The organism is Halovenus rubra, assembly GCF_026586665.1.
Classification (GTDB): domain Archaea; phylum Halobacteriota; class Halobacteria; order Halobacteriales; family Haloarculaceae; genus Halovenus; species Halovenus rubra.
The window spans coordinates 269,276-281,553 of sequence record NZ_JAODIY010000010.1; the positions used below are offsets into that span (position 1 = coordinate 269,276).

Genomic DNA, 12,278 nt, shown 5'->3' on the forward strand with positions numbered 1-12,278 from the left:
TAGGTGGTATCACTCTGACAGCCGGCATGGCGGGTTGTAACACGCCTCTTTCTACGGCCAAAGAGAGTACGCCTTCGATGCCCGCCACACCGCGTCAAGAAACACAGTTGGTTTCCCAAGGAAAGAACAGTTACGCGGCAGTATACGATGAGGTTATTTCATCGGTTGTACTGGTGGATACGAGACAGGGACAGGGAACTGGCTTTCAGTACGACGACGAACACGTCGTCACAAACGCTCACGTCGTCAGTAATGCATCTTCAGTGCAGCTTCGATACCATGACGGTACCTGGACTGAAGGCACCGTACGGGGCACCGACAGCCACAGTGACCTCGCGGTTATCGCCGTCGACGAAGTCCCCGGCCAAGCAACACCACTTCCGTTTACCCAAGGTCCGCCAAGCGTCGGTCAGGAAGTCGTCACTATCGGAAATCCCTACAATCTCGACGGGACGGTCTCCGCAGGGTTAGTCAGCGGACTCGACAGGCTAATTCCATCGCCCGCGGGCTACCGGATTCCGGACGCCATCCAAACCGACGCAGCGGTCAACCCCGGCAACAGCGGCGGCCCATTGATGTCTCTGGATGCCACCGTCCTCGGAGTCGTCAACTCCAAACGCGGGGACAATATCGCCTTTGGCATCTCGGCCGCACTGGCGCGACGTGTCGTCCCACAACTCATCGCAGACGGCGCGTACGAACATGCGTATCTAGGAGTTACACTAGAGAGTGTCACGCCGACTGTCGCCGCGGCCAATGGGATGAACGAACCACAAGGGCTAGCAGTTGTTCAACGTGTCCGTGGGAGTCCAGCCGATGGCGTACTTCGGCCTGGGACTGTCGAGTTTGTCGACGGCTCTCGGGTACCAGTAGGTGGTGATATCCTCCTCGCAATCGATGGCGGAGCTGTACACACCATCGAAGACCTGGCAAGCTATCTAGCACTGCAGACGAGACCAAACGAGACAGTTGAGTTGACAGTTCTGCGCGATGGAACGAAAGAAATCGTCGAGACGACGCTCATTGCTCGTCCAGAACGTTCACGGTCCCCGCTGGGATGAGAGGAGATAAATAGCGGCAAAAAGCCACAGCTGCAGCCATAGACCAACTTTAGACGCTATTGAGACGCTGTATCACCAAATGATAGGTTTCCTCTCTAGTAACAACCACAGTACAACAGCACGTACCGCTGGCCACAAACAGAGGTGTGTCCAGTTCGTTCCGCTCTACTTACTGTGGGGAGTACCACGACGGATTCCAGCGCTTGATTGCGATGAGTCCGACAACGAAACTCATGAGCGTCACGACTGCGGCGATAGTGGCGTTCGTCGCTCCCTGAACACCGCTGGGGCCAGTGTACCAAGCTATTACTGCCACCGTCAGCGTAACGGCTGCCGCGCTGAAATGCTCCGTCTGTGAGAAGTGAGTTTGTGCTGTCATGTCACACCATTCGTTGAAGAGCAATAAGAACGACACGCTCAGAGGCGCGGGCTAAGACCGTGAGAAAGCTTTATTTTTCGAACTCAATCCCAGTACGCTCACGCGACTGCGATGACTCCGTATCCTCGTCAAGCAGTTGTCCCAACTCGCGTTCGAACTCCTCATCGCTAATTTCGCCTTCGAAGTACTGCTCTCTTAACTCTGCTTTTCGGTCTTCAGTCGTCGGTTCGACCCGCTCAGAGGCATCGAACTCCTGCAAGATTGGGTACTCGTGTTCGAGGCGCTCGACAATCGAGACGAGACGGTCACTCCGGTGCATCGACGTGTTCCGGAGAACCGAGACGATAGTTGCTGTCAGGAACAACGCCGCGACCGCTGCCAGTACGAGGAGAACAATCACCCACTCGATGACCTCCCCGAGTAACGTCAGAACGATGAGTTCCTCGCTAGCTGGAACGCCACCCGCCAGTACCGAGAGCGCATCGACCACACCGAGCAACCCGGCACCGACAAACAGCACGCTCGTTATCACAAAGCCCGTAAAGTAAATCCAGTGACGAGATAGCATATTCAGCATTTGTAAGCGAAGCAACCTAAGTGAAACGAAGACGCTCCGTCCAGATGTTGTTCTAGAAGCGTCAAAAACTCGCGTCTGGTTCGCTGTGTCCGTATTTCCTGCTTCGCTGGGTGTTTACCACTCTTTGCGAGAGAGCCAACTGTCGAGACCGGCACCCGCTACTGTGGGCGCTGCAGATGAGCAGGCCGAGTGACTCAACGTCGCCCAGAAAGTCACAATTCTCAAAGACGTGGCCTCGAAGCAGGTTATCCTGCTAACACCAGATATTCAGGTACGTACAGCCGGCAAGATGAGACAAATACGCGAACACAGCGACCAGCACGATGAACTGGGCACGGAGGTCTTCGAGTGTATCAGTTGGCTCCAGAACGGTATCAAAGCCGTCTGAGACCGATGCCGTCAACAAACTATTGCAGCTATCGGTGGTCGTAAACGCGCTGAACTTTTCCGACTTCTGTCCGGGCAATAGAACCAGAGTGGACGATATCGAGTGAGTCAGGAGTAAACGCAAGCACTGCGTCGAGGCGCTCGGCGACAACCTCTTCGAGTTGGTCCCTGCCACGTTCGGCATCATCGGCTTGCTCAACGGTCAACTCGATGACGTCGAGATTATCTTTCTCGTAGAGGTCGATACGGTAGTGAGGGGCAACATCGTCGATTTCAAGGATGGTATCCTCAATCTGGCTCGGATAGAGATTGATGCCACGGACGATAAGCAGGTCGTCAGTCCGGCCTGTGACGTTGTCCATTCTGACCATCGTTCGCCCACACTCACAGGAATCATAGTTTAGTGTGGTCATATCGCCGGTCCGGTAGCGCAAGACCGGTAACGCGTCCTTGCTGAGCGTCGTAAGGACGAGTTCACCTTCTTTGCCTTCCTCGACAGGCTCACCAGTCGCCGGGTCGACAACTTCGGGGTAGAATCGGTCCTCCCAGACGTGGAGCCCATCCTGTGCTTCGTGACACTCGATAGAAACCCCGGGACCGACAATCTCAGAGAGACCATAGAGGTCGATACCGTTTACATCGAGGCGGCGCTCAATCTCGTCGCGCATTGGATCAGTACAGGGTTCAGCCCCGAAGATAACCGTCGAGATTGGCAACTTTGTCGGGTCCATCCCGCGGTCTTCGACGTGCTCAGCAATATACAGCGAGTACGAGGGTGTACAGGCCAATGCGTCGCTTCCAAGGTCAGTCATCATCTCGACTTGCTTCTCGGTGTCGCCACCGCCAATCGGGAGCAGCGCCGCACCCAACGTCTCTGCGCCCTGCTGGAGGCCTGCGCCGCCCGTGAACAGTCCGTAGCCGTATGCGTTCTGTACGAGGTCGTCTTCGGTAACGCCAGCGGCCGCCAGCGAGCGGGCCATCGCCTCCTTCCAGGCATCAAGGTCGTCCTCAGTGTAGGCGACGATTTTGGGCTTGCCAGTGGTCCCCGAGGACGCATGAATCCGACGGATTTTGGAGTGGTCGACCGCGAACAACCCGTCGGGATATTCATCACGGAAGTTCTCTTTTGTCGTTGTCGGTAGTTTCGTGATGTCGTCGACGGTTTCGATGTCGTCTGGATGGACCCCCATCTCGTCCATCTGCTCGCGGTAGAAAGGGACATTCTCGTAGGCGTTGCTCACCGTCTGGCGCAACCGCTGGGTTTGAACGTCCCGAATCTTGGAACGGTCTGCCGTCTCTATTTCGTTATATGCCATGATATACCAGTGGTATCGAAGCACACTAACAAAAATGATTATGATAGATTTCACCAAACTCGGCGCAACTCAGCCGTCAGTCAACCGGGTCCCGTCGACAGAGAGGTCTGTCGCCGACGGTCGTTGCGTACCGGAGTTATCGTGATACTCCACGAGTTGGAAGCGCGCCCCTGTCGGATTGGTCGGTGAGAGGAAGGCTTCAATCCAGTCTTCGAACTCTTTGGACTCGACAAATTCGACCCATTCACAATATCGGCTGTAAGTGTGACTGAAAGGATGTTTTATTGCCACGATAATCAAAATAGAGATCCTGACTCAGGTCAGGAGGTCTGTGAGTACTCGTCGACCCACTCTTGAAGCGTGATACCCATTGCAGCCTGTGTAATCGCGTTCGAAGACATCGAATTCGCACTTTTGACTAGTTCGGCTTCCAGTGTCCGTTTTGGCACCTCGCCGAGGAAATGCGGGATGGCACGCTGGACCGAAAGCGGACAGCCAACCTCGTGAGCGAGTGCGTACCCAGAGATAGAGTGGGGAATCTCTTCGCTCGCGTAGGTTGGGTCGGGGTCGACAAGGTCGTCGTCAACGTGGTCAGTGTACTCGTAGGCTTTGCCGACGTCGTGCAACAGCGCTGCGGCAAGAATCGTATCGAGGTCGGGATCGGCTCCATGGAACTCTCGTTGCTCGCGTGCGCCTTCACGAGCGATGCGCGTGACACCGCGAACGTGCTCAACGTTTGTGACCTCGTGAATGTTCCAAGCGTAAGGGATATCCTCGATATCCTGCCAGCCGCCGCGTTCGAGTCCTAGGACCCACGCCTCGACAACCTGCTCGCGCAACTGTTCGCTCTCGATATCGTCGATTTCGGGGAACGCCTCGCGAACCTGCGGTTCGTGATTAGACATACTCACTCCTCGGATTTGACGACTTTCTCCTCGCCGATGAAACGGGGTCGCTCCTCGATTGCGAGAAAGTTGTTCACGTCTTCACGGGCCTCGGCGGCAACCTCTTTTGTCGGGTCGTAGTCTCGTGACCCCTCACTGCCAAGCGCTTCGTGAAGGTCCTCAAGCGTCTCGAAGTAGAGTTCGGCGACGCCATCGAATTCAGCGTTTTCGGGGTCGCTCGGGTACACCGTGTGATACCGGACGACACCTTCGATATCCTTGGCGAGTGGCGAGTGATTCGACTCCCAGTACTCGCGGAACTCCTCGTGGCTCATGCCCTCCTGGCGGACGAGAAACGCAGAGTGTTTGTAGAGACCATCGGTGCTGTTGGCCTCCGCTTTCCAGACTTTTTCTTCCCCGATGAAACGGGGTCGCTCCTCGATTGCGAGAAAGTTGTTCACGTCTTCACGGGCCTCGGCAGCAACCTCTTTGGTCGGGTCGTAATCCCGTGATCCGGGACTCCCCAGTGCTTCGTGGAGGTCCTCAAGCGTCTCGAAGTAGAGTTCAGCGATGCCGTCGAACTCGGCGTGTTCGGGCTCTGTCGGCAGCACCTGCTGGTAGCGAACGACGCCTTCGATATCTTTCGCTATCGGCGTATGGTTGTGCTGCCAGTAGTCGACGAACTCCTCGTGGCTCATCTCGTCTTGACGGACAAGGAGTGCGATATGCTTGTACATCACTCTGTCATTCTCACGGACCGCTCATAAACGCGGTGAAACCGGGGAATTCGTCACACCGGTGAACTCACCCAGAGAGTTGGTCAAGTGTTTCCCCAACTGCCTCGTCGTATGGTTCCCCGAACAAGCGGAGATGAACGAGCAGCGGATAGAGACGGTACGCGTACCGGCGCGTCTCGAAAAATCCATCTTCAATACCACGAAGCGCGTCGTAGCGCTCGAAAAACGACTCCCCGAACGTCTCAGTCCAGTCGATATATGCCAGCTCGATTTCGGGGTGGGCGTAGTAACAGGCTGGGTCGAGAAACGCCACTACCTGGTCGCCGTCGGTCAGCAGGTTCGTCTCCCAGACATCGCCGTGAATCAGCGCCGGCTCGTCGGGTTCGATCAAGATGTCGTCGAGCCGGTCGATTGTGCCGGTCAGCCGGCGGGCAAGAGACGGGCCGAGCACACCGGCATCGAGACACAGGTCACGGACGTGTCGGAGTCGGTTATCGGCGTAGAACGGAATCCACTCCTCTGTCCACGGGTTGGGTTGTATGACCGTCCCGGTGAGGGTGTCAATAGAAAATCCGAATCCGTTGGCGGTTGTTTCATGCAGTGCCGCAAGGTACGCAGCCCCATCGCGAGCAACATCGGGTGTTATCTGTGCTGTCCCGTCGATATACTCCAGGACTAGCAACTCGTCAGAGGCGTGTATCACTTCGGGGACGGGCAATCCATGCGTGTCAAGATGCCCGAGCATCTGGGCTTCGATAGTCAGCGGCGTCTCACCAGTTTTCGTGACGACTGTCCGGCCGTCGGCAAGGGAAACACGGTGGACCGTGCCAATCATACCACCATCGAGTTCAGTCGTTGAGCCAACTGCCGTGCCCAGCGCTCTCTCGATGTGTCCTGTCTCCATCAGTTCGTCCACGTATGACAGGTCCGCCCAAAAGAATGTCTCGGATGCCTGTGCAGCCACTCACACAGGCATGGTGGGTGTAAGGCTGGCTTCGTCTGCTCGCGCCAGTGACGGCAGGCTTTTGCAAGCACTCTGAGAAGGGGTCGATATGGAACGCTCGTTTCACGACACGGAGCCGACGGTTGCCGAATCGGCCTACGTCGACCCAACGGCTGTCGTCGTCGGCAACGTCACCGTTGGCCCAGAGGCAACCATTCTGCCCGGTGCGGTGCTCCGGGGCGATGGCGGCGGGGAAATCGTCCTTGAGGCCCGCGCGAACGTACAGGACAACGTGACGATGCATGCTGATGCACCGGACCAGCAGGTTCACCTACAGGACAGTGCGGCAGTTGGCCACAACGCTATCGTCCACAACGCAACCGTTGGTAATCACAGCCTCGTGGGGATGAACGCGACAGTTCTCGACGAGGCGACAGTCGAACCGTACAGCGTTGTCGGGGCAAACAGTCTTGTCACCGAAGAGCAGGTCGTAGAATCAGGGACGCTCGTCGGCGGGACGCCTGCGACGGTACTCCGAGACGACGTGAGCAAAGATGCGACGTTTTTCGAGACAGCCAAACGCTACACCGAGCGCGTCAAAGGGTTAACACCAGAGGAAGGCAACCAGTAGTCCGTTACAGGCGTCTTCTTCGCCTGAGAGTTCAGTCATCTCGTCAGCAGACGGTGTCTCCTTTCCTTACTGTGTGACTCGTCTTTCGGCCTGTGTTTCTCCTTATTGAAGGTGCTTACTGCCTGAGCTTAGCTAACGGCCGGGGCTTCCGTTGGCTCTCCGTTAATCTGCACCGCCGGTCTGCTTGACGGTGGCAAACCGGTCGAGACCCTCGATATCAGGTATTGTCTCGTATGGTCTATCGACAACGATATCACCGGCACCGCTTTGACCGACACCCGGTATCGCCGTGAGTTCGTCCATCGACGCACTGTTGACATCCAGCGGATAGGGAACACCAGTCACCGAGCGGTAGCCGTGGTCGGTGATAGCCACGTCGATAACGTTCCCGAGTGGTCGTTCTCCGGGCACCGCGACCAACAGCGAGTAAGTCCCAAGCTGTCGCCCGAATGTCTTGCCGTCCTGGTGGTATTCTAGGTGGACGTCTTTCAACACTGCTCCCGGCGGCACGACACGCTGGAGCATCGGGTTGTCTATCTCCTCGCGGACTTCCTGTTTGTACTGCTTGAACAGTTTCTTGTGGTCGTGGGCGATCTCCGCGCCGGTATCAGACATATCGGTGCCTTCGAAGGACATGACCTGTCGAATGTTGATACGTCGGACCATTAGCCCCTCGTCGTAGAGGCGCTGGAGGAACTCCTTGTTATGTTTGAATGTTTCCTTGCGCTCGCCCTGAAGCCCATGGAGGAGGTTGATTCCCGGCAGGAGTTTCGGCAGTCGGGATGGTGCGCTTGACCCAAAGTTGGGGGCGCTCGCTTTGTCGCCTCCGGGTCGCCAGCCAGCTTCCTCGTTGACGATTTTCACCGCTTGGAAGCATTCTTGGGCGGTCACGTTGAGATTATTCTTGTCCTGAACAACCGGGTCGGCCGATTCGAGGCCAAATGCGGCGGTATCGCCGGGTGTATTATGCTCTGCGATAATACGAATACCTTCGCGGGATTTCTCGGGCCACCTGACGATGGTGATAGGGTTCATATTGTCGAGGTGTAACGTTCCGAGGTTGGGGACTGCGTCGCGGATGCCCCCATACAGTTCCCGCAACGCTTCAGGGTTCGGGGCCTCGCCGTCACCGCCGTAGGCGAGAATATCTGCCTGCCTGCCGAGCCGGAAATGTCTGAGACCGTGGTCAGCAAGTGCCGAAACTTCACCAACAACGGAGTCAGGCCGTCGGAAACTCGGGTCTGCGCCGTATAACGGTTCTGTACAGAACGAACACCGGTATGGACACCCGCGTGAGGTTTCCATCTCAGCGATAAGATACTCGGGGTGGTTTGGGTGTTGCTCAACGACGAACGCACCCTGTTGTGCCCAGCGGGTAATCTCGTCGTTGTCGCGCATGCGGTTGCCAAAGCCTTCCATCCCCCCGTGGACGAGGTCATAGGCAGCCGCTTCGACATCACCTTTGGCGACAAAATCGTAATCGAGGTCGTCGCGTTCGGTTTCGGTTGCTCCTTCGTTCTCGTCGCCGACGCCAAAGCGAACGGGCCCGCCCATCAAGGTCGTCCCCTCAGCCGTCCAGGCAATGCGACGCACCTCGTCAGGTTCGGCGGGCGTCCCACCGACGTACTTGCCGGGGACAGTCATGCCACCGACGTAGATTACGAGGTCAGCTGCGGTCACATCCTGCCAACGGTCGCGTTCCTCTCGGAGCGCATCAATGGTGTGGTACGTGATTGCGGACTTGGTGACGCCGGCATCGACGAGCGCGCCGGCAACGTAGCGCGGGTACGTCGAGATGTACGGTGGCACGCCAAAATGTGCCGGCTCGTCGACGTAACCGTCGACGATAGTCACGGAAAGTGTCGCCGGGTCTTGCATGGAACGCTGTAGCTCCTCAATACCCAAAACGGTGTCTACTCGCTGTGTCAGATGAACGCGAGCGGGATCATCAACAGCACTCCGAGAACGATACCGCCTGCAAGCTGAGGTTTCCCACCACGTGGCAATTCGGAGCCAAGGTCAAGCGCTTCGGGAATAAACTCAGTGAGAACAAGGTAAATCATCGCGCCGGCAGCGAAACCGAATCCAAACGGAAGAAGATCGCGGGCGACACTGACGAAGCCAAAGGCGATGACCGCACCCAGTGGCTGTGGGAGACTCGAAAAGACGGCCCACCAGACCATCTTCCACTCGGCGACATCCATCGACCGGAGTGGTATCGAGATGGCAGTCCCTTCAGGAATATTGTGAATAGAGATTGCGACAGTCATGAACACTGCAAGCAGCGGGACGGTAAACCCGAACACGGAGAGGCCACCGTCGAGTCCGAGGTCAGCAAACGAGACACCGACAGCGATTCCTTCAGGAAAGCTGTGAACTGTCAAGATGCCCAAAATGAGAACAAGTTTCTTGAAGTCGGCTTCCTCGTACTCGTGTGGGTCGATATCCGCGTCAACGAGCAGGTTGTGGGCCACGGTTACGAGCACGACACCAGCTGCCATGCCAGCCCCAATTTCGAGTAGCGACCCCTCAGCCAGCCCTTCGTCAATGAGGCCAAACAGCGACGCAGAGACCATGATTCCAGACGAGAAACCCCAGAGAACGACGTTCCGGCTATCATTTATCGACTCGAAAAAAAAGAACGGCACCGCTCCAAGGCCAGTCGCCAATGCCGTAATAAGCCCAGCTATAAAGACCAACACGAGGTTCTCGAAGAGGACCATCGTTACAAACAGTTTAGACGGGACGTACAAGTCGGCACCGACTAATCGAGAAATTAAAGTTACGCCTCAGGACGACCGAACTCTCTTATGACACAGCTACTCGGGGCTAATTACGGCCTGACAGCCCGGACACTCCGCGTAGACGGCTGTACCAGCGGCTGTCTCGTACTGAATCAGCACGTGATGGTCAACAATCTGTGTACGACAGGACGGACACTTGCCGAGCGAAGACGGACATTGGGCTGTCATGGGTGGGTGCGTGATAAGGGGGAAAGAGCGTGTGACACTCTTGTCGAGAGCGGGGGAGACGCCCTCTATCTATACTGAGAACGGTGGGACATAAATAGGCAACCCACCCGGAGTGAAAGTGAAAGTGCCAGACGGAGCGGGGAACAAATGAGAGAGCGAAAACGGGTCTCGTATTCTCGCGGCGAGTTACTGGTCGGGAGACAGCTGAACAGCAACCCTGTCATCGGTGGTTGCGACGAGTTGTTCTTTCTGGCTCCGGGACCGAGACTTGATTTCGTATTCGCGTGATTGCGCCATACTCCGGCTGTTGTGATACTCGACATACCGAAGCGTGACAGGCGTGCGGCCCGCAGTGTATTTCGCACCGGTACCGGAATCGTGTTCAGAGACACGACGCTTAACATCGGTCGTATAGCCGGTGTACAGGGATTCATCGCTACACTCGATGACGTAAACGTAGTGGATGTCACTCATCAAAATCCAGCTTGTTACTGCAATTCAACATCGTGTGAAGTATCTCGACAGCATCTGTGGTGTCCCCGGTGGGGCTGTCTCCTCGGTCGTGTGTAACTGTTAGGTCGGTGTCGCCGACATCGAACCGGAAGGTAGCCTCCAGGATACTATCGCCGTCGCCCCCTGGGCACCCCGCCAGCCCAATGGCCCCCACTGTTGTTGTCGCCGCGGCGAACCGCCGTCCTGTCAGTTGGTCTTGCATACATTGAGTGAGAGAGAGACTCGTTATGAGTTATTTGGTGTCAGCGGCTAGGTATCGTCTGAGAGTGCCACAACGTCCTCGGCAGTGACCTCACTGTCGTCGGGCAAGCTGTCGATACAGTCGTGACAGAGAAAGTGCTCGGTCCCGTCGGCGAGTTCGAGCACGAGTCCACCCGTTGACTCCCCCTCGAACGTCCAGAGATTGTTCGAGGCCGACCCGATTGTCACCTTCTCGCCACAGCCGTCACACAGTTCCCGGGACATACACTGGAGTAGGGGCCTGTCCGGCAAATCACTTTCCCGACGAACAGGGGTGAGGGTCATCGAGTGCCCGCGACGGCCTATCTCCCAGTCTCCGACGCCGAAAGCGCCGCGATGGACCCGCCAGCTATCGAGATGGCGCTCGAACCGATGATGACGCTGTTGTTGTCACCGTTGAACAGCCCAGTCACGACCAGTGCCCCACCACTTATCGCGACGAGACCGCTACCCAACATGCCAGCAGATTGATAGTCCATTGTCAGCGGGCAGTTCGAACGACGCTGACCTAAGAGTATCGCTCTGGGGCCCGCTGAGGGCGGTTCAGCCACGGAGAAGAACGACTTCACCAGCCACGTCAGTGGCTGATTCGCCCACAAACGTGACAGGGGACCGAACCTATGACGGCGCTTTCTGCTGTCATCAGCGTGCTCGTGTTCCCGAGCATACTGGGGCTGTGGGCACGAGCAGTCGCGTGCAGCCGCCACGCTCAACACCACCGCCGGTGAATACACGGCCATGACTCCCGAACCTGTCCCCGGTCGGCCAGACATCTATCGACTCGATGTGCCGATGTTCGAAATGAAGGGGACAACCTCTCCCTACGTCCTCGATACGCCCGAGCCAGTCCTCATCGATACCGGTCCCGCCGACGCTGCCGAACCAATTCTCGACGCGCTTGAAGCGGTCGGTATCGCCCCGGCAGACCTCACTTACATAGTTCCCACGCACGCACACCTCGACCACGCAGGCGGGGCTGGACACCTGACCCCACTCTGTGAAAATGCGACTGTCGTCTGCCACCCGGATGCGGCCCCCTTTTTGACGGACAAGGCGAAACTCGAACACCTCGCGAGGAGTGTCGAACGTGCTATCGGTATGCCCGAACCCTACGGTAAGCCGCGGGTTATCGACCGTAAGCGGTGTTCGGTGTTGGGTGACGGTGACTCACTCGACGTGGGCGACCGTGAATTACAGGTCATCGATGCACCGGGCCACGCTCCTCACCAGTTTTGTCTCTATGACCCCGTTGGCGACGTGTTATTCAGTGCCGACGCAAACGGCATGTCTCTCGACGACGGTCATCGACCGACCACGCCACCCCCAGATTTCGACCTCGGCAGCGCGGTCGAGACAATCGAGCGACTCCAAGAAATCGGCCCTGACACGCTCTGTTATGCACACTTTAGCTGGGGTGACCCCGGCGAAGGAACAGCGGAACTCCGGGAATACGCCGAGATGCTCGACACATTCGTCAAGCAGGTCGAAACTGCCCGTGACGAACACGGCGACGACGTGCCTGCCGTCGCCAATGCCCTCCGCGAGGGATGGGGCCACTGGACGCTTGAGACCGACGTTGCAGGCGTGCTTCGGTACCTTCGAACGTGACCGACACCGTTCGTCGTGTCCTCAACGAAA

General features: G+C 57.2%; 18 protein-coding genes. 4 read left to right on the forward strand and 14 right to left on the reverse strand.

The window, feature by feature from the left end:
* Positions 1 to 26: 26 nt before the first annotated feature.
* Entirely contained in the window at positions 27 to 1,061 is a 1,035-nt protein-coding gene (locus tag N5098_RS10605) for a S1C family serine protease (protein WP_382230946.1), read from the forward strand.
* A gap of 169 nt (positions 1,062 to 1,230) precedes the next feature.
* Here N5098_RS10605 and N5098_RS10610 read toward each other — a convergent pair whose 3' ends face one another.
* The 8 genes from N5098_RS10610 to N5098_RS10645 all read right to left on the reverse strand — a co-directional run bounded on the left by N5098_RS10610 (position 1,231) and on the right by N5098_RS10645 (position 6,245).
* Positions 1,231 to 1,440, reverse strand: a complete 210-nt coding sequence (locus N5098_RS10610) for a hypothetical protein (protein WP_267637839.1) — start codon at positions 1,438 to 1,440, stop codon at positions 1,231 to 1,233.
* Between the two features lie 70 nt (positions 1,441 to 1,510).
* Positions 1,511 to 2,008 carry an SHOCT domain-containing protein gene (locus N5098_RS10615; protein ID WP_267637840.1) on the reverse strand — a complete coding sequence of 166 codons (498 nt, stop codon included), beginning with the start codon at positions 2,006 to 2,008 and terminating at the stop codon, positions 1,511 to 1,513.
* Positions 2,009 to 2,270: 262 nt separating this feature from the next.
* A complete protein-coding gene (locus N5098_RS10620) occupies positions 2,271 to 2,420 on the reverse strand; it encodes a hypothetical protein (RefSeq protein ID WP_267637841.1) in 150 nt (49 codons plus the stop codon).
* A 13-nt stretch (positions 2,421 to 2,433) separates the two neighbouring features.
* Entirely contained in the window at positions 2,434 to 3,720 is a 1,287-nt protein-coding gene (gene paaK, locus N5098_RS10625; RefSeq protein ID WP_267637842.1) for a phenylacetate--CoA ligase PaaK, read from the reverse strand.
* A gap of 69 nt (positions 3,721 to 3,789) precedes the next feature.
* Positions 3,790 to 4,011: a hypothetical protein gene (locus tag N5098_RS10630; RefSeq protein ID WP_267637843.1), complete on the reverse strand. Its 222-nt coding sequence runs from the start codon at positions 4,009 to 4,011 to the stop codon at positions 3,790 to 3,792.
* 29 nt (positions 4,012 to 4,040) lie between these two features.
* On the reverse strand, positions 4,041 to 4,625 hold the full coding sequence (locus tag N5098_RS10635) for an HD domain-containing protein (protein ID WP_267637844.1): 585 nt from the start codon (positions 4,623 to 4,625) through the stop codon (positions 4,041 to 4,043).
* Positions 4,626 to 4,627: 2 nt separating this feature from the next.
* Positions 4,628 to 5,341 (reverse strand): EthD domain-containing protein, encoded by a 714-nt coding sequence (locus tag N5098_RS10640; protein WP_267637845.1) that lies wholly within the window; start codon positions 5,339 to 5,341, stop codon positions 4,628 to 4,630.
* 67 nt (positions 5,342 to 5,408) lie between these two features.
* Positions 5,409 to 6,245, reverse strand: a complete 837-nt coding sequence (locus tag N5098_RS10645; RefSeq protein ID WP_267637846.1) for a fructosamine kinase family protein — start codon at positions 6,243 to 6,245, stop codon at positions 5,409 to 5,411.
* Positions 6,246 to 6,393: 148 nt separating this feature from the next.
* On the opposite strand from N5098_RS10645, the gene N5098_RS10650 reads away from it, so the two are divergent.
* Positions 6,394 to 6,915 (forward strand): gamma carbonic anhydrase family protein, encoded by a 522-nt coding sequence (locus N5098_RS10650; protein ID WP_267637847.1) that lies wholly within the window; start codon positions 6,394 to 6,396, stop codon positions 6,913 to 6,915.
* 162 nt (positions 6,916 to 7,077) lie between these two features.
* Here N5098_RS10650 and N5098_RS10655 read toward each other — a convergent pair whose 3' ends face one another.
* Positions 7,078 to 8,793 (reverse strand): radical SAM protein, encoded by a 1,716-nt coding sequence (locus tag N5098_RS10655; RefSeq protein ID WP_267637848.1) that lies wholly within the window; start codon positions 8,791 to 8,793, stop codon positions 7,078 to 7,080.
* Between the two features lie 47 nt (positions 8,794 to 8,840).
* Positions 8,841 to 9,638, reverse strand: coding sequence for a ZIP family metal transporter (locus N5098_RS10660; RefSeq protein WP_267637849.1), 798 nt, complete (start codon positions 9,636 to 9,638; stop codon positions 8,841 to 8,843).
* A gap of 87 nt (positions 9,639 to 9,725) precedes the next feature.
* Between N5098_RS10660 and N5098_RS10665 the strand changes: the two genes are divergently transcribed.
* Positions 9,726 to 9,965: a hypothetical protein gene (locus N5098_RS10665; protein ID WP_267637850.1), complete on the forward strand. Its 240-nt coding sequence runs from the start codon at positions 9,726 to 9,728 to the stop codon at positions 9,963 to 9,965.
* Positions 9,966 to 10,073: 108 nt separating this feature from the next.
* Here N5098_RS10665 and N5098_RS10670 read toward each other — a convergent pair whose 3' ends face one another.
* From N5098_RS10670 to N5098_RS10685, 4 genes are all read right to left on the reverse strand, one after another.
* Positions 10,074 to 10,361, reverse strand: a complete 288-nt coding sequence (locus N5098_RS10670; RefSeq protein WP_303651905.1) for a GIY-YIG nuclease family protein — start codon at positions 10,359 to 10,361, stop codon at positions 10,074 to 10,076.
* A complete protein-coding gene (locus N5098_RS10675) occupies positions 10,354 to 10,602 on the reverse strand; it encodes a hypothetical protein (protein WP_267637851.1) in 249 nt (82 codons plus the stop codon). The genes N5098_RS10670 and N5098_RS10675 overlap by 8 nt, the downstream gene beginning before the upstream one ends.
* 47 nt (positions 10,603 to 10,649) lie before the next feature.
* A complete protein-coding gene (locus N5098_RS10680) occupies positions 10,650 to 10,865 on the reverse strand; it encodes a DUF7561 family protein (RefSeq protein ID WP_267637852.1) in 216 nt (71 codons plus the stop codon).
* Positions 10,866 to 10,942: 77 nt separating this feature from the next.
* Complete coding sequence (locus N5098_RS10685) at positions 10,943 to 11,119, reverse strand: hypothetical protein (RefSeq protein WP_267637853.1); 177 nt, start codon at positions 11,117 to 11,119, stop codon at positions 10,943 to 10,945.
* A 259-nt stretch (positions 11,120 to 11,378) separates the two neighbouring features.
* On the opposite strand from N5098_RS10685, the gene N5098_RS10690 reads away from it, so the two are divergent.
* Entirely contained in the window at positions 11,379 to 12,248 is an 870-nt protein-coding gene (locus N5098_RS10690; protein WP_267637854.1) for an MBL fold metallo-hydrolase, read from the forward strand.
* The last annotated feature ends 30 nt before the right edge of the window (positions 12,249 to 12,278 follow it).

Excerpts from the sequence above, each read along its gene's own strand:
- N5098_RS10650 (WP_267637847.1), top strand. The coding sequence starts at position 6,394 with ATGGAACGCTCGTTTCACGACACGGAGCCGACGGTTGCCGAATCGGCC.
- N5098_RS10665 (WP_267637850.1), top strand. The coding sequence starts at position 9,726 with ATGACACAGCTACTCGGGGCTAATTACGGCCTGACAGCCCGGACACTC.
- N5098_RS10635 (WP_267637844.1), bottom strand. The coding sequence starts at position 4,625 with ATGTCTAATCACGAACCGCAGGTTCGCGAGGCGTTCCCCGAAATCGAC.
- N5098_RS10675 (WP_267637851.1), bottom strand. The coding sequence starts at position 10,602 with ATGCAAGACCAACTGACAGGACGGCGGTTCGCCGCGGCGACAACAACA.
- N5098_RS10655 (WP_267637848.1), bottom strand. The coding sequence starts at position 8,793 with ATGCAAGACCCGGCGACACTTTCCGTGACTATCGTCGACGGTTACGTC.
- N5098_RS10645 (WP_267637846.1), bottom strand. The coding sequence starts at position 6,245 with ATGGAGACAGGACACATCGAGAGAGCGCTGGGCACGGCAGTTGGCTCA.
- paaK (WP_267637842.1), bottom strand. The coding sequence starts at position 3,720 with ATGGCATATAACGAAATAGAGACGGCAGACCGTTCCAAGATTCGGGAC.
- N5098_RS10640 (WP_267637845.1), bottom strand. The coding sequence starts at position 5,341 with ATGTACAAGCATATCGCACTCCTTGTCCGTCAAGACGAGATGAGCCAC.
- N5098_RS10690 (WP_267637854.1), top strand. The coding sequence starts at position 11,379 with ATGACTCCCGAACCTGTCCCCGGTCGGCCAGACATCTATCGACTCGAT.
- N5098_RS10610 (WP_267637839.1), bottom strand. The coding sequence starts at position 1,440 with ATGACAGCACAAACTCACTTCTCACAGACGGAGCATTTCAGCGCGGCA.
- N5098_RS10670 (WP_303651905.1), bottom strand. The coding sequence starts at position 10,361 with ATGAGTGACATCCACTACGTTTACGTCATCGAGTGTAGCGATGAATCC.
- N5098_RS10615 (WP_267637840.1), bottom strand. The coding sequence starts at position 2,008 with ATGCTATCTCGTCACTGGATTTACTTTACGGGCTTTGTGATAACGAGC.
- N5098_RS10685 (WP_267637853.1), bottom strand. The coding sequence starts at position 11,119 with ATGGACTATCAATCTGCTGGCATGTTGGGTAGCGGTCTCGTCGCGATA.
- N5098_RS10680 (WP_267637852.1), bottom strand. The coding sequence starts at position 10,865 with ATGTCCCGGGAACTGTGTGACGGCTGTGGCGAGAAGGTGACAATCGGG.
- N5098_RS10660 (WP_267637849.1), bottom strand. The coding sequence starts at position 9,638 with ATGGTCCTCTTCGAGAACCTCGTGTTGGTCTTTATAGCTGGGCTTATT.
- N5098_RS10605 (WP_382230946.1), top strand. The coding sequence starts at position 27 with ATGGCGGGTTGTAACACGCCTCTTTCTACGGCCAAAGAGAGTACGCCT.